The organism is Caenimonas sp. SL110 (assembly GCF_001044395.1).
Taxonomy (GTDB): domain Bacteria; phylum Pseudomonadota; class Gammaproteobacteria; order Burkholderiales; family Burkholderiaceae_C; genus Ramlibacter.
Map to the genome: position 1 here is coordinate 19,242 of NZ_JANU01000051.1, position 22,615 is coordinate 41,856.

Here is a 22,615-nt window from a genome sequence, read left to right on the forward strand (position 1 = left end):
ACCCTAGATCGTCACCCGCGTGAGCCCCACCGCAATCACCACGAGCTGCGCCAGGTTCAGGCCAATGCCCGTCACATGCAGCCTGCGAAATTTGCGAATCGCCTCTGTATCGCCGTCATGCATCGTGGTGCGCAGCTGGTCCATGCGTTTGAGAATCCAGTGGCGTAGCGCGAGCGCCAGCCCCGCAATACCGACCAGAAAAAGCGCCAGCGCAAAGCGCCCCTGCAACGCAAACCCGAGCGATGCAGCGGCCGCCATCACCGCCACCAAGCGGTAGCAGTAATGGAAAACCTGTCGCACGACTTTCGAATCCATCGGCACGTCGTGCTTGAGGATCAGGAGCGGCGTCGAGCCGAGCACGAAGAATCCCAGCGACATGAGCATGAGCACAGTCGATACCAGCGCGAGCACTTTGGGCAGCATGGCGTTCTCCAGATGGGCCGACGCCTATTCTCGCGCGGTTTCTTGCCCGGCCCTGACGTGCGGGTCGCTCGATTCAAGGCTCAGGCGGGGCTGTTGCGCATCCAGTCGGCCGTCTGGAAGAACGACGCTTTGAGCCGTTCACGCAGTTTGGGATCGACACCCGTCTCACCCATCGCCTGGTCCATGCACGCGAGCCACTGGTCGCGCTCCTTGATGCCGATGACAAACGGCATGTGCCGCATGCGCAGCTTGGGGTGACCGAAGCGGTCGGTGTAGTGCTGCGGGCCGCCCAGCCATCCGCAGAGAAACCAGAACAGGTGTTGACGCGCCTTGGTGAGGTGGCTGCCATGCGCGGCACGCAAGTCTGCGTAAGCGGGCTCAAGGTCCATCAGGTCGTAGAACCGCTCGACGAGCGCATGTACTTTGTCTTCACCGCCTATCCACTCGAAGGGCGTTGCAAAGGGGGGCTTTTCCTGGATCTGCATGGCGGTATTGTGTATGCGGTTTACTGCGCGGCCCGGCGCAGCGTCTCCACCACCGGACGGTTCAGGACTTCGCGCAATCCCCACCACCCCGCCGCAAGTGCAAGCGCGGCACCGGCCAGCGATCCGAACAAGGGCACCCACGCCGACGCCGTCCATTCAAAATCAAACGCGTACTTCGCCATGCCCCAACCGATGGCACTGGCAACGATGCTCGCCAGAAAACCCGCCAGCAATCCGACGCCGATCAACTCGGCTCGCTGCACCTTGCGAAGCAGGGAGCCACTCGCGCCCACGGCTCGCATGATTGCAAACTCACGCGCACGCTCTTCACGCGTGGCCTGCACCGCCGCGAACAGCACCACCACGCCGGCAGCCAGCGTGAAGGCAAAGAGAAATTCCACCGCTCGAATCACCTTGTCCAGAACGCCCTGCACCTGGTTGATGGTGCTCGTCATATCCACGTTGGTGATGTTGGGGAACGTGCGCACCAGGGCGTTGTCGAAACCCTTGCGCTCCGGCGCGCGAAACGCCGACATGTAGGTTGTCGGCACGCCTTCCAGCGATGTCACCGGATAGATCACGAAGAAGTTCGCGCGCATCGATCCCCAATCGACCTTGCGCAGCGACGTGATTTTTGAAAGGGTCTGGATGCCGCCGATATCAAAGCGCAGCTCATCGCCCAACTTCAGGCCCAGCGTCTTCGCAATGCCCTCTTCGACGCTGATCGCGCCGCGCTCTTCGGCCTTCCACTGCCCCGCCACAACCTGGTTGTGCTGGGGCTGCGCAGCGGACGCCGACAGATTGAACTCACGATCGACAAGGCGTTTGGCGCGGTCTTCGATGTAGTCCTCGGGTGTGACGGTCTTGCCGTTGACTGCAATCAGGCGGCCGCGAATCATGGGGAACCAGTCGAAGCGCTTCACGCCAGCATCGCGCAATGCCTTTTGAAACGCATCGCCCTGCTCCGGCATCACGTTGATGACAAACCGGTTCGGCGCATCGGGCGGAGTCGCCTTGCGCCAGCTCGATATCAGGTCGGTGCGCAGCAGCACCAGCAACACCAGCGCGAGCATGCCAACGGCAAGGGCGCTCACCTGCACAACCGCGTAAGCCGGCCGCGCTGAAATCTGCCGGGTCGCCAGCACCAGCCAGCGCGGCGCGGTCTGCTCGTTGACCAGCGGTCTCAGCAGCTTGACAGCAAGCCAGCTGAGACATGCGAAGAGCACGACAGCGCCCGCGAACCCGCCGACTGCCATCGCACCCAGCAACAGATCGCTGCTCGCGCCCAGCAAGAGCCCCGCGAACCCGATGACGCCAATCGCCAGCACGGCAAGCGATGCCGGCTTGAGGTTGCCCACGTCCCGCCGGATCACACGCAGAGGCGGCACCTGCGCCAGTTGCAGGACCGGCGGCAAGCCGAATGCAAGCAGCAGCGTCAGGCCCATGCCCATCCCGAACGCCGCCGGCCACAAGCTCGCAGCAGGCAACGCGGTTTCGACAAGGCCCGCGAGCAGCATGATGAAAACGAAATGCACGCCAAACCCGATTGCCACGCCCAGCAGGCTCGCAGCCAGTCCAATGACGGTGAACTCGAACGCGTAGCTCCACGCGATCGTGCGCTGGCTTTGTCCCAGCACGCGCAGCATGGCGCAGTCGTCCAGGTGGGATGCCGCGAACGCCCGCGCGGCGAGCGCAACAGCGACTGCGCTGAGCAGCGCCGCCAGCAGCGCAACCAGGTTCAGGAATTTCTCGGCACGGTCCAGCGTCTGGCGCATCTCGGGCCGGCCGCCTTCGAGCGACTCGATGCGCACCCCGCGAATCGCGGGTTGCTTGACCTCTTCCAGCGCCCACTTCACGAACTGCGAAACGCGCGCGTCCGGTCCGGCAACGGCGAAGCGATAGCTGATGCGGCTGGCCGGCTGCACCAGCTTTGTGGCAGCCACATCGTCCGCGTTGATCATCACGCGCGGAGCGAAGCTCATGAAGCCGGCACCGCGGTCGGGCTCCACCGTGATCACCCGCGCCAGGCGAAGCGAGGAATCACCCAGCAGCAACGAGTCACCGATCTTCAGGCCGATGGCTTCCAGCAGCGGTGCATCTACCCAGGCTTCGCCGCGTGCGGGAATATCACGGGTGTTGGCTCCGGGCTGCTCGGGCTGCGCCGCGACCTTGAGGTTGCCTCGCAAAGGGTAGCCCGCAGGAACGGCCTTCAGCGCCACAAGGCGCGCGCCCCCACCCTGCGCATCGCTTGCGCGTGCCATCGTCGGAAAGCCGATCGTCGCCACGCCTTCGAGCTTGAGCTCGCGCGCCTTGGCGAGAAAAGATTCAGGCGTCGGGTTGTCGCTGGAGACCACCGCATCGCCGCCGAGCAATTGGCGCGCATCGCGAGTCAGCCCGCCCTTCAAGCGGTCCGCAAAAAAACCAACCGCAGTGAGCGCTGCAACCGCCAGGGTCACGGCCACGATGAGCAGGCGCAGCTCGCCCGCGCGCAGGTCGCGCCACAGGGTGCGCCATCCGAGCAGCAAGGCTTTGGAATTGAGCATCGGCGGACTTTAGCGGGTCAGACTCAGGCGGGAGTTAGGTTGAAGCCATGGTCACGGGCGTACGCACCGTGGCCAGCTCGGGCTGCATCACCAGGCGATCCTGCCCCGAATAACAAAGGAAGTGCCGGTTGGTCGCCCTGCCGATGGCGCACAGCGCCAGCCGCTGCGCGATCTCGTGGCCCATCTGCGTGATGCCGCTGCGCGAGACAACAATGGGCACACCCATCTGCGCCGACTTGATCACCATCTCACTGGTGAGCCGGCCCGTTGTGTAGAACACCTTGTCATCGCTGGTCATGGCCGGCTGCTGAAGCCACATCCATCCTGCAATCGTGTCGATGGCGTTGTGGCGGCCCACGTCTTCGACGAACAGCAGCAGCTCATCTGCCTTGAACAGCGCGCAGCCGTGGACCGAGCCCGCCGATTTATACGTGCTTTCTTTCAGGCGGATTGCATTGACGATGCCGTAGAGCTGCGCTTGCGTAATCGATGCGGGTGGCAGCGAAATCGACTCGATCTCATCCATGAGGCCGCCAAACACGCTGCCCTGCCCGCAGCCCGTGGTCACGGTTTTTCGCGCGGTTTTCTCTTTGAGTTGATGAATGCCCGACCGGGTCTTGACCGCAGCCGCACCCACCTCCCAATCGACTGTGATGGAGACGACCTCATCAACCGAGCGAATGAGCCGCTGGTTGCGCAGGTAGCCTAGCACCAGCCACTCAGGCTGCGCACCCAGCGTCATCAGCGTGACGAGTTCCTGCTTGTCGACATAAATGGTGAGCGCCCGCTCTGCAGGGATCGCGATGCGCTCGCGCTGCGCGTGCTCATTGACGATCTCGATTTCACGCGTGAGCGGGGCGCGCGCTTCGGTGAGGAGGGGAAGTGGCATTTCACCCAAGCGTACCGCACTGCCAGCCGCACCGCCGGTGACCACCATCAAGTCCGCACGGGCCACGGCCCGCGCCCAAGGCCAAGGCCAAAGACGATGAGGCCTTACTTCTTGGCCGGTGCCATCTGCGCCGAATTAGCCTTCACGCTGGGCGGGCTCGCGGCGGTTCCGGTCGGTGAATGCGCGCCGGCGGTTTCCAGCGGCTTTTGCTCAGGCGGGTTGTACGCAAACGGTCCGGGCTCCAGGCACGGCGGAATGACGGCGGCGCTGGCCACAGGTGTGCCTGAAGCGGCAGCTGCCGGTGCGGCAGCCACCACTGCAGCAGCAGGCGCCACTGCGCCCGGCATTGCGGCAGCCGTGGCGCGTGCCGAGGCCGCAGCCACCGGCGCGGACGCAGCGGCCGTCGCGGCGCCCGCCTTCATGGGCGCACCCTTGTTGTCGGTCAAAGCCGGGGCGGCCTTGCCTGAACTCTTCACGTACGCTGCAGCGACCTTGTCTTGCGCCTTGCACAGCTGGTAGCCGTCGACCTTGGCTTGCCACGCACTTTTTGCGGCAGCTTCAGCCGCCTTGGCCTTCGCGGCGTCATCGAGCGGCGGCAGCTTGGCTACTGCTACACCGCACGCAGCCACACTCATCGCAGCCCACAGGAATTTCTTCATATCTATGTCTCCTGAATCGCCTGGCCGCCTACGCGGGCCGCACGTTGTCGATGTCGGCCGTGGGCACAGCGCTGCGTTGCTCGCTGCGCACTGCTGGAATCTTGCCGGCCTTGATGTCTTCATACCAGTAAGCGTGATGCTCCCTGGCCCATTCTTCACCCACCCAGCCCTGGCGCATCGCGGAATAAGCACCGCGCATGCCGATGGTGCCGATGTAGATGTGACCCGCGATCAGGCACATCATGAGCACGGTCGATGCAGCATGAACCATGTGGGCCACTTGCATCGACTGGCGGTCATACAGCATGCCCGGGATCAGCTTGTCGAGCACCAGGCCCGATGACGCAACAAAGAAACCGAGCACGAGCACACCGCCCCAGAAGATGACCTTCTCGCCCGCGTTGAAGCGGTTGGAAGGCGGCTCCTGGCTGGTCGATTTGCCAAAGAGCCCGCCACCGCGAAGCAGCCAGCCCAGGTCGCCGCGTTGCGGAAAGTTATCTCGCAGGAACGTGAAGAACACGACGATGAGCGAGACCACGAACAGCGGACCGGCAAAGTTGTGCGCCGTCTTGAGGATGTAGGTCAGAAAGCCGAAGAGCGCGCTGCCCATCACCGGCAGCAGGAAGAACTTGCCAAACGCCATCACGATGCCCGAGATAGCCAGCACCACGAAGGCGATCGCATTGGCCCAGTGCGCAGAACGCTCGAACGGCGTGAACCGCTCGATCTTGCGAGCGCCGTCACCGACTTCGGCGTGGCCGATCTTGCCCTTGGCGAAGTAGAAGATGGCCAGAGCGCCCAGCACGATCAGGAACAGGGAGCCGCCATACGGGATCAACCAGTTGTTGCGCACCTGCCGCCAGGCTTCGCCGGCCGTGGTCATGCGCGTGCCCGGGTATTGCACCTGGCCCTGGATCAGCACACCCGCTTCCGGGTCCTGCGACTTCGGAATGCTGGTAAAGCCTGCCACACCCGACACGACGCCACGCCACATCGGCGCGTTGTTGCCCGGCTGGACGCGGTTGCGCTCGCCGTTGCTCTGCTTCATGTAGTTGGGGTCGGCGCTGGCGTCGGGTTTGACCTCGGGCTTCACATCCATGATGTTCTGGCCCTGGATGCCGCCGGTCGCGCTGGGGGCGGCTGCGCCGGGCGCTGCCGCAGGCGCGGGGTCGTCGACAGGCTTGGTCTGCGCCATCACCGAAAGGCTCAGGCCCAGCGCGCACGACATGACGAGGTGGCGCAGCATCAGTTGGCCCTGTTGTAGTCGTTCTGTCCGGCCTGGGTGCGCACCTTGAGTTGCTGCTCCCAGCTCAGTTTGTCGCCCTGCTTCCAGCCGGGTACGGCGTAGGCCATGCCGGTTCCCTGGAATGACTGCGTGTCCTGCTTGATGTTGCTGCCGATGGTCTGTTCACGCTCGCCGCAACCCGCAAGACCAGCCAGACCCGCGCACGACCAGATGATGATGAGCTTGCGGTTCATGACTTGGCTCCTCCGGGCTGGCCGGCCTGCTTCGATCCGTAGGCCGTGCCCCAGCCCCAGGCTTCGGCGCCCTTGCCGCGCTTGACCACGCGATTGCGAAGGATGTCGGCCACGACGTCGCCGTCACCGGCCAGCAGCGCCTTGGTCGAGCACATTTCAGCGCACGCCGGCAGCTTGCCTTCGGCCAGGCGATTGCGCCCGTACTTCACGAACTCGGCCTGCGAACCGTTGGCTTCGGGGCCACCCGCGCAGAAGGTGCATTTGTCCATCTTGCCGCGCACACCAAAGGTGCCGGCCGAAGGAAACTGCGGTGCGCCGAACGGGCATGCGTAGCTGCAGTAACCGCAGCCGATGCAGGTGTCCTTGTCGTGCAGGACCACGCCTTCTTCGGTGCGATAGAAGCAGTTGACCGGGCACACCGCCATGCAGGGTGCGTCGGAGCAGTGCATGCAGGCCACCGAGATCGAACGCTCGCCGGGGATGCCGTCATTGAGCGTGACGACGCGGCGGCGGTTCACGCCCCACGGCACCTCGTTCTCGTTCTTGCAGGCGGTGACGCAGCCGTTGCATTCAATGCAGCGCTCCGAGTCACAGACGAATTTCATTCTTGCCATGTCTTGTCTCCTGCTTGTCTTATGCGGTCACTCGTTCGATGTTGCAGATCGTCGTCTTGGTCTCCTGCATCATCGTCACGCTGTCGTAGCCATAGGTCGTGGCCGTGTTCACCGCCTCGCCTCGCACCACCGGCGCAGCGCCGTTGGGGTAGTACGCCAGCATGTCCGCGCCTTGCCAGCGACCCGAGAAGTGGAAGGGCATCCACACGGTGTCGGCTCCGACGCGCTCGGTCACCATCGCCTGCACATTGAGCTGCGCGCCCGTGGGCGACTTGAGCCACACACGATCGCCGTTCCTGATCTGCCGCGCCGCTGCCGTCTTGGGATTGATCTCGACGAATGCTTCCTGCTGCAACTCGGCAAGCCACGGATTGGCACGCGTCTCCTCGCCGCCGCCCTCGTATTCGACCAGGCGGCCCGAAGTCAGGATCAGCGGGAATTTCTCGTGGACCTTGTCCGAAACGTTCTTGTCCTGCAGCGTCTTGTAGAGCGTGGGCAGGCGCCAGAACGCCTTCTTGTCGTCGTGCGACGGGTACTTGGCAACCAGGTCAGGCCGGGTGCTGTAGATGGCCTCGCGGTGCTGCGGAATGGCATCGGGGAAGTTCCACACCACCGCACGCGCCTTGGCGTTGCCAAAGACGTGGCAGCCGTGCACCTGCATCGTCACGCGGATGATGCCGCCGGAGTTGTCGGTCTTCCAGTTCTTGCCTTCGGCCGCCGCCTTCTCGACATCGGTGAGGTCATTCCACCAGCCCAGCTTCTTGAGCAGCACATGGTCGAACTCGGGGTAGCCCGTCTGCAGGTCCGCACCCTTGGACGCCGAGCCGTCTTCGGCCAGCAGGTTCACGCCGCCCCGCTCCACGCCGAAGTTCGCGCGGAAGTTGCCGCCGCCATCCATCACATGCTTGGAGGTGTCGTACAGATTGGGCGAGCCGGGGTGCTTGAGCTCTGGCGTGCCGAAGCAGGGCCACGGCAGGCCGAAGTAATCGCCGGTGAGGTCGTAGCCCGTCAGCGGATCTTTTCCGCCCTTGGACTTGAGCGTCTTCACGTCGAAGTTGCCCATGTTGCGCATGTGCGACTTCAGGCGCTCCGGGCTCTGGCCGGTGTAGCCGATGGTCCAGACGCACTTGTTGATTTCGCGCAGGATGTCCTCGGGCACGGGCTCGTCCATGCCCTTGACCTTCTGCATCTTGTAGTTCTTGACCAGCTCTTTCCCGAAGCCGAGCTTGTCGGCCAGCTGGTACATGATCATGTGGTCGGTGCGGCTCTCCCAGAGCGGCTCGATGACCTTCTCGCGCCACTGGATGGAGCGGTTCGATGCAGTGGCAGAGCCGCTGGTCTCGAACTGCGTGGCAGCGGGCAACAGGTACACGGCGCGATTGGCATTGACCTTCTCGCCCTCTTTCGCCGGCATGGCTGCCATGGCGGCCGTCGCTGATGGATAGGGATCGATCACCACCAGCAGGTCGAGCTGGTCCATCGCCTTTTTCATCTCGAGACCACGCGTCTGCGAGTTGGGCGCATGGCCCCAGAACACCACGCCGCGCAGGTTGGGCGTCTGGTCGATGAACTCGTTTTTCTCCATCACGCCGTCGATCCAGCGCGACACGGTGATGCCCGGCTTGGTCATCATGCCGGCGTTCTCGAAGCGGCCCTTGATCCAGTCGTAGTCAACGCCCCAGGCCTTGGCGAAGTGGCGCCACGAGCCTTCGGCGATGCCGTAGTAGCCCGGCAGCGAATCAGGATTGGGGCCGACGTCAGTTGCGCCCTGCACGTTGTCGTGGCCACGGAAGATGTTCGCGCCGCCACCGGAAACACCGATGTTGCCCAGCGCCAGTTGCACGATGCACGATGCTCGCACCATCGCATTGCCGATGGAGTGCTGCGTCTGGCCCATGCACCACACCAGCGTGGAGGGGCGATTCATCGCCATCATCTCTGCAACCTTGGCGACCTGCGCTTCGGGCACGCCACAGGCCTCCTCGACCTTGTCCGGCGTCCACTTGGCCATGACGTCCTTCTTGACGTCTTCCATGCCGTACACGCGGTCGTTGATGTACTTCTTGTCTTCCCAGCCGTTCTTGAAGATGTGATACAGCACGCCGAACAGGAACGGGATGTCCGAGCCCGAACGGATGCGCACGTACTCGTCGGCCTTGGCCGCCGTGCGCGTGAACCGCGGATCGACCACGATCATCTTCGTACCGTTTTCCTTGGCATGCAGCATGTGCAACATGCTCACCGGGTGCGCCTCGGCGGCGTTGGAGCCGATGTACAACGCGCACTTGCTGTTTTGCATGTCGTTGTACGAATTGGTCATGGCGCCGTAGCCCCATGTGTTCGCAACGCCGGCCACCGTGGTCGAGTGGCAGATGCGCGCCTGGTGGTCGCAGTTGTTGCTGCCCCAGTAGCTCACGAACTTGCGCAGCAGGTAAGCCTGCTCGTTGTTGTGCTTGGAAGAGCCGATCCAGTACAGCGCCTCGGGGCCGCTGGCCTTGCGCAGCTCCATCATCTTCGCTGCGATTTCGGAGTAGGCCGTGTCCCAGCTGATGCGCTCGTACTTGCCGTTGACCAGCTTCATCGGATAGCGCAGGCGGAATTCACCGTGGCCGTGCTCGCGAATGGCGGCGCCCTTGGCACAGTGAGCGCCCAGGTTGATCGGCGAATCGAACACCGGCTCTTGGCGCACCCACACACCGTTCTCGACGACAGCATCGATCGCGCAGCCGACGGAGCAGTGGCTGCACACCGTGCGCTTGACTTCGATCTTGCCCTGGCCGATGGCAGCGGAGGTGCCCTCGGCGGCCCTGGCCTTCTTCACGAGCGTCAGCGACGAGGCAGCGATGCCGACGCCGACGCCCAGGCCCGAGCGGCGCAGGAAGGCGCGGCGGTCCATGGTGGGAAGCGCTTTGGACAGGCCTCGTTGCAGGCTATGGACGAATGGCGAGCGCGCTGCGGTGACGGACGCGCCGGACTTCTTGGTCAACAGGGTCATGGGGGTCTCTCCTCGTGTGGGAGTTGAATTCAGGTCCGGGTGGTGCTGTAGTACTTCTTGACGTGGTCCGACAGCTGGTAGCCGCCTCCACGCTCAGGCATCGGTGCGACGGCCGCAGGCTCTGACACCACTTCCTGGACTTTAGGCAGCGCCACGACGGCTGCTGCTGCGGCGCCGGCTGTGGCAGCGCCAAAAACGAATCCACGCCGCGAGGGCTTTTTTTGTTCGGTGTCCGACATGCATGTCTCCTGCTATGAACTGCTTTTCATACTCTAGACCAGAGTGACTTGTGCTGCAATCGTTTGCATGCAAATACGACGGCCTGATGCGTAGGGGAAAACGATGAGTGCTGCTTCATGGCGCGAAGATCGGCTTGCCCAAGACTACGAAAGCATGTCAAAGCCCTGCGTCTCCACGCCGATGAACGCGCGGGTGAAGGCCGCAAGCGCTGCGTAGAAACGGGCCTTGGGGTGCGCAGTGACAGCGTCGCAAAAATCCAGCACCCAGGGCTGCAGATGCGCAGCGTAAAACGCCGACTGACGGGTGAGATTGGCGACGGCCACATCGTCGCCTGCGATGAGATACCGCATCACTTCAAACAGATACGCGATGTTGTCTTCGGTGTCTGGCATGGCCTCGTCGCGCGCAAGGCCGAGCTCCGCCAGGTCGTCGCGAAGACGCGCCAGGGGCTTCTCGTTGAGGAAGCCTGCGAGGTAGTGAGACCCGTAGAGATAAATGTCAGGTTTGCCCACACCTTCAAAAAGGGTATCGTGCTCAAGGCCGATCGCCTCATCGGACATCTCGCGTGCGCGGGTCACGACATCGCGCCACGGCTCTTCGAGGAATGCGCCGGCAGCCGGCGATTCGGTGGCTGCAACACGCAGCGCGGAGAGCAGGTCCGGCGAGGGACGTGCGTAAAAAAGCTGCGCGAGCAGGCCGTAGATTTCGGCGCGCGCGGTTTCTTCATCGAGCGCAGACGACACCGGAATGTTGGGAGTCATAGGTCGGTGATCTTCACTTCGTTTTCTGCGGAATAGATGTCGATCACGCGGCAGTCCCCGCACATCTTGAGCCGCTCCAGTGCTGCGCCCTGGAACATCGAATGGCCCGACAGCTTGGCCAGCATCACCTCGACGCCCTTGAGCGTGCCGAACGGCTTGGCGCAACGGATGCATTCATAGGGCTGCGTCTCGTTGAGCACGCGCGCTTCCTTGCGCTCGGGCGTGAGCAACAGGCGCGGTTGCAAGGTGATCGCGTCTTCCGGGCACGTCGTGGCGCACAGCCCGCATTGCACGCAGTTCTTTTCGATGAAGCGCAGCTGCGGCTTGTCCTGGTTGTCGAGCAACGCGCTGGACGGGCACGCACCGACGCAGCTCATGCACAGGGTGCACTTGTCCTTGTTGACGGCGATGGACCCAAATGGCGAGCCGAGGGCAGGCAGCTCGATGGATTCGGGCCGCGCCGTGGCGTGCAGGACGAGGTGGTCGATGGCGAGGTCGAGCGTGGCGCGTTTTTCTGCGGCCACGGAAAAGCGCGCAACCTTTTCAGGAACCTGCTGGCGCGTCTGTGACAGGGCCTGCAGTTTCGTATCGAGCTCCTGCGCCGAGTCGGCATGCTGCAACTGGAAGTGCGTGCCGGTGTAGCCGAGTCCATTGACGATGGTTTGCGCCAGCGCCATCTGTGCCTTGAGGCTGTCGATGTATTGCGGCGCCTCTTCGGATGTCACGACCACGGCCACTTGTGACGCGCCGAACGCGACAGCCGACAACCACAGGTCCAGGCCCACGCTGGCGGTGTGCCAGAGCGCGAACGGGATAACGTTGGCTGGAACGCCGTGCGCCTTCTTGAGTTGGGCAGCGCGGCCGAGTTCTTCAACCAGCACCTGACCTCGCTCCTGGCTGTGGAGAAGCACGACCGGCGATCTACCGCCAGCGCCTGCGTAAGTCGACAGCAGCGTCCTGAGCCTGGTGCCTTGTTCTGGCGCGCGCGGGTAGGCGTAGGTGATCGCGCCCGTCGGGCAGACCGTTGTGCATGCGCCGCATCCGACGCACAGGTTCGGATTGACCTTGATCTGCTGGCGTGACTTCTCGCTGCTGATCGCTTCAGCCGAACAAACCTCGATGCAGGCGTTGCAACCGACGGTTTCGTTGCGGCTATGCGCGCAGAGCTTTTGCTTGTAGTTGAAGAACTTGGGCTTGTCGAATTCACCGACGAGTTCGCGCAGCTTCAGGATGGTGGGCAGCGTCACGGCGCCGCTCGCGTGGAAATACCCCTGCGGCGGCGCGTGCTGCCTGAACGCAGGCTCTGCACGCAAGTCCAGCACCAGGTCGAACTTCTCGCTGAACGACTCGCTCTCGCGCGTGAAATCGATCGCGCCCGCTGCATCGCACACCTTCACGCACGCGCGATGCGATTGGCATTTGTCCATGTCGATCTGGTAGTCCAGGCCGATCGCATTTTCGGGACAGACAGCGATGCAGGCATTGCAGCGCGTGCACAGGTCCAGGTCGATCGGGTTGTTGGCGGTCCACGCAAAGTCGAATGCGCCCAGCCAACCCTTGAGCGAGTCAACGCGTCCGCCCAGGACCGGAAAGCGCCGCTCCTGCGCGCCCTCGCCGCCTTGCGCGAACAGCGTCACGTCGAGCACATCGCTCACCGCATTGGCGACCTGTTCTGCGGCCTGCACATTGCCGATGATCAACAGCCGGCCATTGCTCTTGAAGGTGACGGTGGGGACCGGCTCGGGCTCCGGCAGCTTTGCCTGCGCGAGCAGCGCCGCCAGCTTGGGCATGGCGCTTGCGGCATCTCGGCTCCAGCCGCCGGTCTCGCGGATGTTGACGAAGCGGATCGTGCTGGTCGCGCCCTCGGTCTGCTGCCCGATCTCGCCAAAGAGACGCTTTTCTTGCGTGCAGGCCACGACGACTTCGCCGCCACCCTTGATCGCGCGCTGGAAATCTGCAGCCTCGCGCCGGCAAAGGCTCGAATGGAGTTTCAGGTCTTCATGAAGCGCCGCGCCCAGGATCTTCTCCTGAAGCGGCATCGTCTGGTTGCAATCGCAAATCAGGGTTGGCATCGTCGGCGGGTTCGGGTACTGCTACTGGCTCTGACGGCGACTGTGCCACGGTTTGCGCTGCGGGGTTATCCGCAACTTCCCTTGGCACGGCTGGGTCGGCTTCCTTTTTTTCATCGAACAGGTTCAGGAATTTCACGCTGGCAAGCTGGCGCAGCATGGACTCGGGCATCGGATCGGGTTTCGAGTAGTCATCGATGTAGATATCCAGGCCGTCCATCACGTTGAAGTGCGGATCGGCAAACAGCTTTTTCATCGCCGCGTTCTTGACGTCGGGCGCAACGTCACGCGCGGCGAATCGGGTGAAGTCGGAAGATGGGGTCAGCAGGTCGGTGTCGGAAAGGGTGGGGGGAGGTGGGACTTCGGCGGTCGCTTCCCCCTCACCCCCACCCTCTCCCCGCAGGGGCGAGGGAGTAACAGCCGGCAGTCCGTCCAGTCTGACGTCGCTCCCGCTCCCGCTCCCGCTCCCGCTCCCGCTCCCGCTCGCGGGAGGGGGCTGGGGTGAGGGCGGCGATTGGGGATCCGCCTCAACCGCCTTCCCCTCCAGCTTGCGCCTGGACCATCTCCCCAGAAACCCGTCACTCATTGCCGCCCCCACCGAACTTCTTTTCGGTCGAGACCTTCGCCGGACTTCCAAACCGGTCCTGGAGCCCCCTGAAACTCTGCGGCCGCTGCCTGCGCTTGGGTTCCGGCACGTAGTGCTCGTCAACGAACGATTGCAGCCAGGCCACCACGCTTGCAGGCGCAGGCACCTGCTCCACGGTTTCCTGTGCGTCGAGCCAGCGGCCCGCATCGTGATAGCTCAGCGACACCATCGTGGGAATCGGCATCGGCTCATCACCGGGCGCCGCTTCTTCTTCCATGCGCCACAGCACAAAAAAGCACGGCGCGGGCGTGCTGGCATTGAGGTAATAACCCTCCGCGTCATCGCGGTAAAGCTCTACAACGAAGCCGGGGTGCAGCCAGCGTTCATCGTCGTCGCTCTTGCGAAGCAACTGCGGCTTGTCACCAAAACTCGCTTCCTGCGGCACCACATCTTCGAGCGCCCAGCGCCACGGCTGCCAGCGGTTGTCGATGCGCTCGCGGCGCATGACGACGGCGACTTCGATGCTGGGTCGTGTGCTCATGGCGACGCCCCCGTTCAGGTGTCCTTGGAAATCTTGATCGACGGAAATTTGGAAGAGAAGTCCTTGGCCCGCGCCGCGATCTTGATTGCCACCTGCCGCGCGACCGCCTTGTAGATGCCCGCCACTTCGCCGTCGGGGTCGGCAACCACCGTGGGCCTGCCGTTATCAGCCTGCAGGCGGATCTGCATGTCCAGCGGCAGCGCGCCCAGGTAATCCATGTTGTATTGCGCGGCCATCCGCTTGCCGCCACCTTCACCGAAGATGTGTTCGGCGTGGCCGCAGTTGCTGCAGATGTGAACCGCCATGTTCTCGACGATGCCCAGGATAGGCACGCCCACCTTCTCGAACATCTTGATGCCCTTCTTTGCATCAAGCAGCGCGATGTCTTGCGGCGTCGTCACGATCACCGCGCCGGTCATGGGCACGCGCTGCGACAGCGTGAGCTGGATGTCGCCGGTGCCAGGCGGCAGGTCGACGATGAGGTAGTCGAGGTCGCTCCAGTTGGTCTGGCGAAGAAGCTGCTCGAGGGCCTGCGTGGCCATCGGGCCGCGCCAGATCATGGCTTCGTCCTGGTTCACCAGGAAGCCGATCGACATGACCTGCACGCCGTAGTTTTCCATCGGGTCCATGGTCTTGCCGTCAGACGATTCGGGCCGGCCTTCTATGCCCATCATCATGGGCTGGCTCGGGCCGTAGATGTCGGCATCGAGCAGGCCCACCGCCGCGCCTTCGGCAGCGAGCGCCAACGCGAGGTTGACGGCCGTCGTGCTCTTGCCGACACCACCCTTGCCCGACGCGACAGCGATGATGTTCTTGACGTTGGGCATCAGCGCCACACCGCGCTGCGCTGCGTGCGCGACGATCTTCATCGTGACGTTGGCCGACACGTTCTTCACGCCGGCCACGCCTCGTGCGGCGCTCACCAGTGCACTGCGCAATGCGGGAATCTGGCTCTTGGCGGGATATCCAAGCTCAACATCAAACGAGACGTCGCCGTTGTCCACCTGCAGGTTTTTAAGCAGCCGTGTGCTGACAAAATCCTTGCCGGTGTTGGGATCGGTGACCGCCGTGAGGGCCTGGAGCAACTGTTCTTGTGTGACTGCCATTGGGATGATTTCCTGTTGGCGACGAGTGTAGCGAGTGCGAATTAGGCAACTCGCCATCAGTGCCAATCAGGGCGCGGCGGGCTTTCGTGGGGCCGAGCCCGGCGCAATGCGCACGATTTTTCCGTCGCGCATGACGATGAGGTCCGTGCCGGTTTGTTCGGCGAGACGGCGCGCGTTTTCGGCTGCACGCATGAGGGCCGCCGTCACACCGCGAACATAGGCATCATTTGTTCGCTGGTCGCCATATTGCGCCAATGGTTCTTGCACCTTCAAACTGGACGCCATATCTCCACTCATCTTGATGATCCGAGGTCTGCCACTCGCACTATCGTAAAGAATCCAGTGATCCACCAGTGGTTGGTACACCGTCTCAAAAAGTCGAAACCCTGCGCCGAACCTACGCCGGATTGTGGCTTCGGGGATGTCGTGACCACCTTGCACAACCCGCGCCGCAACTCTTTGGACTGCAACGTCGGCCGATGGCAAGCTGAGAAAAATCAACTCAACGCGATAGCCCAACTCGCGCCACCTCGGAATCTGCCTTGCATAGCTCAACCCCGACAGCGTAGTTTCAAACGCAAAGCTCTCAGATCTGGCCACATGCTGCGCCATACGCTGCAGCATCAGCCGGCCGGCCTGGATCGCCGCGCGCTCAGGTGCAAACGGCGACAGGCCTGCAGCAATGAGATCGGCATTGAGGAAGTCACGGCAAGCCGCCTCGTGCGGCAGGAACTCTCGCGCGAACGTGGTCTTGCCAGCCCCATTGGGACCGGCAACGATGATGATTCTTGGCTTGTTCATCTGACCGGATGAACTTTACCGCGCATCAATGGACGGCCGCAGGCATCGATTCCTGCGAGCGCCTTGCCTGCTCCATCGCCTCCTGGAATTCGCGCTCCGTTTCATCGGCATCAAAGCACGCTTCGATGTCATCCAGATCGATCCGGGAACACGGCTCATGGCCGGTGATTTCCGCAGGCACCTCAGGCGTCCAGCTCTCACCGGCCATCAGGCTGCCGACGACCTCGCGAAACTGGTTGAAGAGGGCGAATTTCGCCTGCGCGGCCAGTGCGGATTCAACAATCGAGAAACCGTGGGTCCGCATCAGGACATACGTTGTCGTTCTTGCGGCCATCAGGAAGTAGCGCGCAGCCGAGCGATCGACCATCGAGCTCGTCCGGTGCATCATCGTCTTGTGACCGCCTGAATACTCGCGCGGATTTTCGGGGACACCCGAGCGCCTGCCGCTGGTCCATTCGCTCAACACCGCTGCCGTGTTCAGGCCGTTCCTGGCCATGTTCGTGATGCAGGTCGCCAGCACGCTGGGCAACAGAGCGGCAAAAGAAATTTCCGCGCTCACACCGTCGTCGCCGGGCAGCATTGACGGTGCGAGGACGCCGTTCACGGCGATGCAGACACCCAGGTAAGGAAGCAGGGCCTTGACCAGCGTGTGCATGCGCGCCTCCAGCGTCAGCGCCTTGGGGTCAGCAGTCGGCCCGCAGGTGCTTGCCGCATCCTTGGCCAGCTCGACGGCGAGCGCTTCGACGAGCGAGCCGCATTGCCGCGCCACCAGGAAGCCATCGGTCGCCCCGCCCAGCCGCACCACCTTCAACTCGCCCGGCCATCGCGATCCCAGGGCGCAGTACGCGGCAATTGCCAGCGCTATCGCCGAGGCGATGACAGCCGCCTTCGTGCAGCCGCGCACATCCTGATGCGTGCGACGCGCATGCAGTCGTGCGGCCAACAGGCCGATCGCACCCAGCGCAATCGATGTTTCCGCCGCAAGCGCAATCGGCGCATTGCCAGCGACCGTTCCTGCGACCACCACGCCCGCCGCCAATGCGGCCATGCCACTCGCGACTTTTCCGCCTGCAGTGTCGGCGCCAAATTCATGGCTCGCCAGCTTCCAGCCCACCAGCGCGCCAGCGGACAGGCCCGCAGAAATGACGAGCCCGACCACTGAAGGGTCATGGCCTGAACTCCACGCGTAGTGGCTTGCCCACAGCGCAGTCAGGCCCAGCACCTTGGCCGGTGGTTGGGTGATGGCCTCGCGGCAGAAACTGATGCCGGCCGTGAATGCGTTGGCAGAGAACGTGGGAGGCTGCGACGTGCTGGAGATCGGCGGCGTAGGCGCTGGGCGCTGCGCGCTGGATGCAATCATTTGAAGAACCGGTGGACGTTGGCCGGTGCATTCTATGAATGAAATATGACTATTGTGTGTACATTGTTCTTATATACAAATGCGCGCGCCAGATGCCGCCCGTCCGGCGACGAATAGAATTCCCCGCTCCACTGTAGGCCCCCATGAACCCACGCAAGCTCTTCGTCACCACCGCCTTGCCGTACGCCAACGGCAAGTTCCATATCGGCCACATCATGGAGTACATCCAGGCCGACATCTGGGTGCGGTTCCAGCGAATGCAGGGCAGTGAAGTCGCATTCGTCTGCGCCGACGATGCGCACGGCGCGCCGATCATGATCGCGGCCGAAAAGGCGGGCAAGACACCGCAACAATTCGTCGCCGAAATCGCAGCGGGCCGCAAGGAATACCTGGACGGTTTCCACATCGCCTTTGATAACTGGCACAGCACCGACGCGCCGGAAAACCACGAACTCGCCCAGCAGATCTACCGCGACCTTCGTACAGCAGGGCTGATCGAAACCCGCACCATCGAGCAGTTCTTCGACACCGAAAAGAACATGTTCCTGCCGGACCGCTTCATCAAGGGCGAGTGTCCCAATTGCCATGCGAAGGACCAGTACGGCGACAACTGCGAGGTCTGCAGCAAGGTGTACAGCCCCACCGACCTGATCAACCCGTATTCGGCGTTGTCGGGTGTCAAGCCGGTGCTGCGCACGTCGGACCATTTCTTCTTCAAGCTGTCCGATCCGCGCTGCCTGAAGTTCCTGGAAGGCTGGACGCAAAGCGGCGCCGTGCAGACCGAGGTGCTCAACAAGATCAGCGAATGGCTCACCCCCGATCCGGACGGGCGCACGGCCCTGGGCGATTGGGACATCAGCCGCGACGCGCCCTACTTCGGCATCGAGATTCCGGATGCGCCGGGCAAGTATTTTTATGTCTGGCTCGATGCGCCTGTGGGCTATCTCGCCTCGCTCAAGAACTACCTGGGCAAGATCGGCGTGGACTACGACAGCTTCATCGCCGACCCCCATGTGGAGCAGTACCACTTCATCGGCAAGGACATCATCACCTTCCACACCTTGTTCTGGCCGGCAATGCTGCACTTCTCGGGCCGCAAGGTGCCCAACCAGGTGTTCGTGCACGGCTTTCTCACCGTCAACAACGGCGAGAAGATGAGCAAGAGCCGCGGCACGGGGCTTGATCCGCTGAAGTACCTGTCGCTGGGCATGAACCCCGAGTGGCTGCGTTACTACCTGGCTGCCAAGCTCAACGGCCGCAATGAAGATATCGACTTCAACGCCGATGATTTCATGGCACGCGTCAACAGCGACCTGATCGGCAAGTACGTGAACATCGCAAGCCGCGCTGTGAAGTTCGTGCCGGGTGGCAAGTTGTCGGCTACGGGCGGCGAACTGGCCGCGATCCGCGCGCCGGAGTTGACCCGGAACATCCAGTCGCTGTACGAGTCGCGCGACTATGCACGTGCGCTGCGCGAGATCATGGCAATTGCCGATGAAGTCAATGCTGCGTTCGACAGCGCCGCGCCGTGGAAGCTGGTCAAAGATGGCAAGGTCGATGAGGCTGCGGCTGTCGGCAGCTATTGCCTGCAGATGTTCAGGCTGCTCACGGCCTGCCTCAAACCTGTGCTGCCCCGGTTGGCTGCGCAGGCGGAATCCTTCCTTCAATGCGAGCCGCTCGATTGGGTCAACGCCCGCACGCCGATGGCCGCAGGGCACACGGTGGGTGAGTACAAGCATTTGATGCAGCGGGTGGATGCCAAGCAATTGGTTGCACTGTTTGAATCGCCTGAAGACAAGGCGCAGGACGAAGCCAGGGGCGCAGTGCCCGCACCCCAGTCCTCCTCCAGCGGGCAAGGCAGTGAGCATCCGGGGGGCGAACCGATTGCAGAGACCATCGGCATCGAGGATTTCGCGAAGATCGACCTGCGCATTGCGAAGATTGTCGAGTGCAAGGCGGTCGAAGGATCGAAGAAGCTGCTGCAACTGACACTGGACGCTGGCGAGGGACGCATGCGCAATGTGTTTTCGGGCATCGCGTCTGCGTACAAGCCCGAGGACCTGGTGGGCAAGCTCACGGTGCTGGTCGCCAATCTCGCGCCGCGCAAGATGAAGTTCGGCGTGAGCGAAGGCATGGTGCTGGCCGCCAGCCACGCCGATGAAAAGGCCCAACCCGGCATTTATGTCCTGGAGCCGTCCGCTGGTGCGCAACCCGGCATGCGTGTTCGATAAGTTCGCGCGCGTGTCGCGCGAGCCACTTCACGCGCGGGTTACATCTCATCCCTAGAATCGGCCTGATCCTATAGGGGACCCGGATGAATAGCAGTACCTCCTTCGTCAAGAGCGCCCTCGGTGCGATAGCGCTTTCGCTCCTTTTATCCGGATGCGCCGTCCTCACGGTGGCCGGCGCTGTCGTTGGCGTGGCGGCGACGGGCGTGGGCATCGCAGCCGATGTTGCGGTGGGCGCTGTGAAAGTGACGGGCGCCGTTGCCGGCGCCGCCGCCAGTGCCGTGCTGCCATCCGACGACGACAAGAAGAAGTAGCCGCTTGGGCAGCTCATCCGCGCGGCGTAAACTGACGCGGCATTGATGCCCTCTTTCGCATTCCGTCCCCGCCTTCTTGACGCCACTCGCGGCTATGACCGCGAACGGTTCGTGCGCGACCTGGGTGCAGGCCTGACCGTCGGCATCGTCGCCCTGCCCCTGGCCATGGCATTCGCAATCGCCTCGGGACTCAAGCCTGAAGCCGGCTTGTGGACGGCCATCATCGCGGGCTTTCTCATCTCGGCCCTGGGCGGCTCCAACGTGCAGATCGGTGGACCGGCGGGTGCGTTCATCGTCATCGTCTACGGCATCGTCGAGCGCTACGGGCTGGCCAACCTCTTGATCTCCACGGCCTGCGCCGGCGTCATCCTCTTCATGCTGGGACTGCTGCGGCTGGGTCGCATGGTCCGGTTTGTGCCGGTGAGCATCGTCATCGGTTTTACCAACGGCATTGCGGTACTGATCGCCAGTTCGCAAATCAAGGACTGGCTGGGGCTGGACATCGCGCGCATGCCTGCGGATTTCTTCGCCCAGCTCCAGGTGATCGGGCAGAACCTGGACAGCTTCAACCCGTTCGCCTTCGCGCTGGGCGCGGCGTGCGTGCTCGGGCTGTATGTGTGGCCCCGCCTGTGGGGGCTTCGCTCGCCCATTCGATCCGCCCTCGACCTGCCGGGCATGCAACGGGCCGCCCTTGTCGGCGCGCGATTGCCGGGACCTATCGTGGCGCTGGTCACGCTGTCGCTCGCTGCATGGTTTTTCAAACTGCCGGTGGAGACGATAGGCACGCGCTTTGGCTCCATCCCGCAAGGACTTCCGGCGTTCGCGCTGCCGGCGTTCTCATGGGAAACCGTCAAGCTGCTCGTGACGCCCACGATCACCATTGCGCTGCTTGGTGCGATCGAGTCGCTGCTCTGCGCACGCGTGACTGACCAGCTGAGCACCCTGCCCCGGCATGATCCCAACCAGGAACTGATGGCGCAGGGCATCGCAAACATGGTGGTGCCGTTTTTTGGCGGCATGCCCGCCACCGGCACTGTCGCGCGCACCGTCACCAATGTCCGGTCGGGCGGCACCACGCCGGTCGCGGGCATCATTCATGCAGCGACGCTCGCCGCCGTCGTGCTGCTGGCGGCGCCCCTCGCGCTCCATGTGCCGTTGTCGGTGATGGCGGGCATTCTTCTCTTTGTTGCGTTCAACATGGGCGAGTGGCGCGAGTTCGCCCGGCTCAAGTTCTACAGCACGCATTACCGGGTGCTGATGCTCGGCACGTTCTTCCTGACGGTGGTTTTCGACCTGACGGTGGCCGTGCAGGTCGGCCTGGTGCTGGCCTGCGCGCTGTTCATCCGCAAGATGAGCGGACTGTTTCGCGTCGAGCTGGTGTCTGCCGATGGCGCAGCGATGCGCTACAAGCTGTATGGGTCGCTGTTCTTCGGCGCCGTCGCCAAGGTCGATGAGGTGGTGCAGGCCGTGGAAAGCGGCCCGGATGCGCCGGCGGTCGTGCTCGATGCGATGCAGCTGGTGCACCTGGATACATCAGGCCTGGATTCGCTCAGGCAGCTGCACAAGGCGGTGCTGCTGCGGGGCGGAACTCTGGTGTTTGAAAACCTGCAGCCCCAGCCGGAAGAAGTGATCGAGCGGTCCGGATTTGGCGGCGATTTGCGCTGCATTTAATTGGAATCTGACCCCAATTATTTGATCTGCTCGACGGTGGTGGCGGTACGCACGACGCGCATGTCCTTGTCGAGCCAGACGGTGAAGATCATGGGGGTGGTAGGCGGCTGCATGTAGCGCCAGTCCCAGGCTTCTTCGCGGCTCAATTCGTAGGGCGTGCGCTTCATGGGTTTGCCCAGCAACTTGCGCAGGTCTTCCATCGGCATGCCGGGTGTGACGCGCGCGAAGTTGGTGGGGGTTAGCACCTGGCGCAGCGCGGTCATCTTGCCGTCGGGGCCTATGCTGATCATGTAGTTCTGGTGACCCGAGGGCTGGCGGTTGTACTCGAACACGCGCTCGCCGTTCGGGCCGTCCCAGATGTTTTCGGGCTGGCCGAATTGCGCGCGGACATCGGCTTCGGTGGCGACGCCCTCTTCGAGCTGCTCGATGCGCTGCGGATCGCAGGCGGACAGCGCGAGCGCCAGGACGACGGCGACAGGTAGAACACAGAGGCGATGGAAATTGGTGTTCACGGGTGGGGCTTAAAATCGTGCAAAAGGCCAAGTCTATGTCCCTGCTCCGTTTTTTCCGTCGCGCCGACTACACGTCCGACATCACCAACTTCATTGACCAGCTCAAGGCCGAGAAGCCTGACCTCGAAGCGCGCCAGCGCGCAGGCCGCGCCCTGCTGTGGGACAAGCTGGTCAACCGTGAAGCCTGGAGCGAGTGGCGCCAGGCCCGCGTCGCCCAGAAACCCTACGTGTACCAGAACGACGTGAAATGACGGCTCAGGCACTGGCGTCGCTGCCCGATACGGCGGGCGAGGGGCTCGCCGCCATGCCGGACGTGGTTGACCAGGTCGCGCTCGCCCG

22 protein-coding genes are annotated in these 22,615 nt (G+C 63.3%); 4 read left to right on the plus strand and 18 right to left on the minus strand.

The window, feature by feature from the left end; all coding sequences use genetic code 11:
- Nucleotides 1–3 precede the first annotated feature (3 nt).
- From AQ12_RS19295 to AQ12_RS19375, 17 genes are all read right to left on the minus strand, one after another.
- Complete coding sequence (locus tag AQ12_RS19295; protein WP_048441595.1) at nt 4–423, minus strand: hypothetical protein; 420 nt, start codon at nt 421–423, stop codon at nt 4–6.
- A gap of 80 nt (nt 424–503) precedes the next feature.
- The gene (locus tag AQ12_RS19300; protein WP_048441596.1) at nt 504–908 is read right to left on the minus strand and encodes a group II truncated hemoglobin; all 405 of its coding nucleotides are present in this window, start codon (nt 906–908) and stop codon (nt 504–506) included.
- 20 nt (nt 909–928) lie between these two features.
- Nucleotides 929–3,451 carry an ABC transporter permease gene (locus AQ12_RS19305; RefSeq protein ID WP_048441597.1) on the minus strand — a complete coding sequence of 841 codons (2,523 nt, stop codon included), beginning with the start codon at nt 3,449–3,451 and terminating at the stop codon, nt 929–931.
- Between the two features lie 34 nt (nt 3,452–3,485).
- Nucleotides 3,486–4,340 carry a formate dehydrogenase accessory sulfurtransferase FdhD gene (locus tag AQ12_RS19310; RefSeq protein WP_048441617.1) on the minus strand — a complete coding sequence of 285 codons (855 nt, stop codon included), beginning with the start codon at nt 4,338–4,340 and terminating at the stop codon, nt 3,486–3,488.
- A 104-nt stretch (nt 4,341–4,444) separates the two neighbouring features.
- Nucleotides 4,445–4,999, minus strand: a complete 555-nt coding sequence (locus AQ12_RS22265; RefSeq protein WP_048441598.1) for a hypothetical protein — start codon at nt 4,997–4,999, stop codon at nt 4,445–4,447.
- Between the two features lie 28 nt (nt 5,000–5,027).
- Nucleotides 5,028–6,245 (minus strand): formate dehydrogenase subunit gamma, encoded by a 1,218-nt coding sequence (locus tag AQ12_RS19320; RefSeq protein ID WP_048441599.1) that lies wholly within the window; start codon nt 6,243–6,245, stop codon nt 5,028–5,030.
- Nucleotides 6,245–6,478: a hypothetical protein gene (locus AQ12_RS19325; protein ID WP_048441600.1), complete on the minus strand. Its 234-nt coding sequence runs from the start codon at nt 6,476–6,478 to the stop codon at nt 6,245–6,247. Before AQ12_RS19325 ends, AQ12_RS19320 begins: the two co-directional genes overlap by 1 nt.
- Nucleotides 6,475–7,092: a formate dehydrogenase FDH3 subunit beta gene (fdh3B, locus tag AQ12_RS19330; RefSeq protein WP_048441601.1), complete on the minus strand. Its 618-nt coding sequence runs from the start codon at nt 7,090–7,092 to the stop codon at nt 6,475–6,477. Before fdh3B ends, AQ12_RS19325 begins: the two co-directional genes overlap by 4 nt.
- A gap of 19 nt (nt 7,093–7,111) precedes the next feature.
- Nucleotides 7,112–10,087, minus strand: a complete 2,976-nt coding sequence (locus AQ12_RS19335; protein ID WP_048441602.1) for a formate dehydrogenase subunit alpha — start codon at nt 10,085–10,087, stop codon at nt 7,112–7,114.
- A gap of 29 nt (nt 10,088–10,116) precedes the next feature.
- The gene (locus tag AQ12_RS19340; protein WP_048441603.1) at nt 10,117–10,326 is read right to left on the minus strand and encodes a formate dehydrogenase; all 210 of its coding nucleotides are present in this window, start codon (nt 10,324–10,326) and stop codon (nt 10,117–10,119) included.
- 144 nt (nt 10,327–10,470) lie between these two features.
- Nucleotides 10,471–11,088: a molecular chaperone gene (locus AQ12_RS19345; RefSeq protein ID WP_048441604.1), complete on the minus strand. Its 618-nt coding sequence runs from the start codon at nt 11,086–11,088 to the stop codon at nt 10,471–10,473.
- A complete protein-coding gene (locus AQ12_RS19350; RefSeq protein ID WP_048441605.1) occupies nt 11,085–13,127 on the minus strand; it encodes a 4Fe-4S binding protein in 2,043 nt (680 codons plus the stop codon). The genes AQ12_RS19345 and AQ12_RS19350 overlap by 4 nt, the downstream gene beginning before the upstream one ends.
- A complete protein-coding gene (locus AQ12_RS22555) occupies nt 13,087–13,743 on the minus strand; it encodes a DUF3306 domain-containing protein (RefSeq protein ID WP_048441618.1) in 657 nt (218 codons plus the stop codon). Before AQ12_RS22555 ends, AQ12_RS19350 begins: the two co-directional genes overlap by 41 nt.
- Nucleotides 13,736–14,284: a DUF3305 domain-containing protein gene (locus tag AQ12_RS19360; RefSeq protein WP_048441606.1), complete on the minus strand. Its 549-nt coding sequence runs from the start codon at nt 14,282–14,284 to the stop codon at nt 13,736–13,738. The genes AQ12_RS22555 and AQ12_RS19360 overlap by 8 nt, the downstream gene beginning before the upstream one ends.
- A 14-nt stretch (nt 14,285–14,298) precedes the next feature.
- Nucleotides 14,299–15,390, minus strand: a complete 1,092-nt coding sequence (gene apbC / locus AQ12_RS19365) for an iron-sulfur cluster carrier protein ApbC (RefSeq protein WP_048441607.1) — start codon at nt 15,388–15,390, stop codon at nt 14,299–14,301.
- Nucleotides 15,391–15,456: 66 nt separating this feature from the next.
- The gene (locus tag AQ12_RS19370; protein ID WP_152682867.1) at nt 15,457–16,191 is read right to left on the minus strand and encodes a zeta toxin family protein; all 735 of its coding nucleotides are present in this window, start codon (nt 16,189–16,191) and stop codon (nt 15,457–15,459) included.
- 25 nt (nt 16,192–16,216) lie between these two features.
- Nucleotides 16,217–17,551: a hypothetical protein gene (locus AQ12_RS19375; RefSeq protein ID WP_048441608.1), complete on the minus strand. Its 1,335-nt coding sequence runs from the start codon at nt 17,549–17,551 to the stop codon at nt 16,217–16,219.
- 143 nt (nt 17,552–17,694) lie between these two features.
- Between AQ12_RS19375 and metG the strand changes: the two genes are divergently transcribed.
- The 3 genes from metG (at nt 17,695) to AQ12_RS19390 (ending at nt 21,764) form a co-directional block, all read left to right on the plus strand.
- Nucleotides 17,695–19,782: a methionine--tRNA ligase gene (gene metG / locus AQ12_RS19380; protein WP_048441609.1), complete on the plus strand. Its 2,088-nt coding sequence runs from the start codon at nt 17,695–17,697 to the stop codon at nt 19,780–19,782.
- Nucleotides 19,783–19,865: 83 nt separating this feature from the next.
- Complete coding sequence (locus AQ12_RS19385) at nt 19,866–20,093, plus strand: hypothetical protein (protein WP_048441610.1); 228 nt, start codon at nt 19,866–19,868, stop codon at nt 20,091–20,093.
- A 45-nt stretch (nt 20,094–20,138) separates the two neighbouring features.
- The gene (locus AQ12_RS19390) at nt 20,139–21,764 is read left to right on the plus strand and encodes a SulP family inorganic anion transporter (protein WP_048441611.1); all 1,626 of its coding nucleotides are present in this window, start codon (nt 20,139–20,141) and stop codon (nt 21,762–21,764) included.
- A 17-nt stretch (nt 21,765–21,781) separates the two neighbouring features.
- Here the strand turns inward: AQ12_RS19390 and AQ12_RS19395 are convergent, their stop codons facing one another.
- Nucleotides 21,782–22,276, minus strand: coding sequence for a hypothetical protein (locus AQ12_RS19395; protein ID WP_048441612.1), 495 nt, complete (start codon nt 22,274–22,276; stop codon nt 21,782–21,784).
- A 35-nt stretch (nt 22,277–22,311) separates the two neighbouring features.
- Between AQ12_RS19395 and AQ12_RS19400 the strand changes: the two genes are divergently transcribed.
- The gene (locus AQ12_RS19400) at nt 22,312–22,527 is read left to right on the plus strand and encodes a DUF3460 family protein (RefSeq protein WP_048441613.1); all 216 of its coding nucleotides are present in this window, start codon (nt 22,312–22,314) and stop codon (nt 22,525–22,527) included.
- Nucleotides 22,528–22,615 lie beyond the last annotated feature (88 nt).